The sequence below is a fragment of the Brevundimonas sp. CURTG3B2_SDJG genome (assembly GCF_057364705.1).
This window is the reverse complement of record NZ_JBNFOJ010000457.1, coordinates 1-1495: the sequence shown is the minus strand read 5'-3', so window position 1 is coordinate 1495 and position 1495 is coordinate 1. Positions and strand designations below refer to the sequence as shown.

Sequence of the window (1495 nt, the reverse complement as noted above, 5' to 3'; positions counted from 1 at the left end):
CCGCCAGAGGGCGGGCGGCAGGCGGTCGTCGGCCCGCTTGTCGAAGTCCGGGATCGGGATCTCGTCGCCGGGGGCCGCGGCGGACAGGTCGTCGATCAGCCGACCCAGCAGGCCCAGGTCGTGGGTCCCGGGCGGGCCGCGGGTCTGGAACAGGGGGTGGGCGTCCCGCGCCATCGCCTCGCGTTCGGCCCGGGTCAGATAGACGTCGTCGATCGAGATCTGCGCCCCGCCGAAACGTTCGGCGGCGCCCCGGGCCAGGGTGGTCTTGCCTGACCCTTGCGCCCCCACGATCCCGATCAGCGGCGGGCGCTCCTTCGGCCCGGCGGCGATCAGCCGACCGACCAGATCGACCACGCGGGGATCGGCGGCGGCGGCGGAGACGGGCATGCGGGCGGTGTATCGAGCCAAGGCGAGGGATGACAAGCGCCTTCACAGCACCCGAATGCTCGGCAGGACCTGGGCGGGCCGCAGCATCAGGTCGGTGATCGCCCAGACCAGGGCGTCGGCGCGGTCCAGGCTGTGGCGGCCTTCGTCCGGCCCGCCCATCGCCGTCAGCTCCTCCTCCAGGTCGCGGAAGTCGCCCAGGTGGATCACCCGGCCCTGTTCGTAGAGGGCGGACACCGGTTCGGCCCGCGCCCGCTTGCCGGTGGTGGCGCGCACTTCGCGCAGGCGCACCGACCCCCGCTGGGTGCGCAGGGTGTGGCCGACCATCTCTCCGCCCTGGTTCACCTCGGCCACGACCGCCTCGGCCCGGAATTCGTCCAGCGCCGCGATGGTTCGCCGCGCCCAGCCGGCGGGGCTCAGTCCCGACATCGACCGGTCGGCCAGCACATAGGCCCGGTCTCCGCGCCGGCCGGCCACCGACGATGCCGCAGGCGTCGCTGCCGCGGGTGGTCCGTCGGGTCCTATGGCCACCACGACGTCCGTCCGAACCCGTCCGGCGGCGCGCCGGTCCCGGGCGCGCGCCAGGTCCTCGGCCCGGAAAAGGCCGTCGGCGGCCTCGACGATCCGTCCCTCCAGCTCCTGCTCGGCCCGCCGCGTCCCGCCGTAGAGGGCCGTCAGCCGCTCGAATGAAGCCCGGCGCCAGGTGGCGGCGTTGTCGCGCGTCGCGCATGGGTGAAGGCGCAGCCGGCCTCGGCCTTCAGCGCCCGCAGCGCCGCCATGGGGCGCGGCGTCGTGGTGACGACCAGCCGGGGATCGTCCCCCAGCCGAAGGCCCAGCCGCAGCATAGCCAGCACCTCCTCCGGCCGGGCCCAGGCGCAGTATTCGTCGGCCCAGGCGGCGCCGAACTGCGGCCCGCGGAGGCTGTCCGGATCCTCGGCCGAGAAGGCGAAGGCCTCCGCCCCGTTCGGAAAGGTCACCCGCCGCCGCGAGGGTTCGTAGACCGGCCGCCCGCCGGACGGCCAGCCGGGCAGGGCCATCAGGCCCGAGGGGCCGTGGACCATCACCTCGCGCACGTCGTGCAGGGTCGCGCCCACCAGCGCCAGCCGCCCGG

General features: G+C 75.2%; 2 protein-coding genes and 1 pseudogene. All 3 read right to left on the bottom strand.

Features of this window, described 5'->3' with window-relative positions; genetic code table 11:
• Window positions 1–387: pseudogene (locus tag AC2W7C_RS17765) on the bottom strand (kinase); the annotation flags it as partial.
• Between the two features lie 42 nt (window positions 388–429).
• Complete coding sequence (locus AC2W7C_RS17760) at window positions 430–861, bottom strand: phage terminase large subunit family protein (protein WP_486002553.1); 432 nt, start codon at window positions 859–861, stop codon at window positions 430–432.
• Window positions 862–1058: 197 nt separating this feature from the next.
• The coding region (locus tag AC2W7C_RS17755; protein WP_486002552.1) for a terminase large subunit domain-containing protein at window positions 1059–1495 on the bottom strand (437 nt) is incomplete at its 5' end.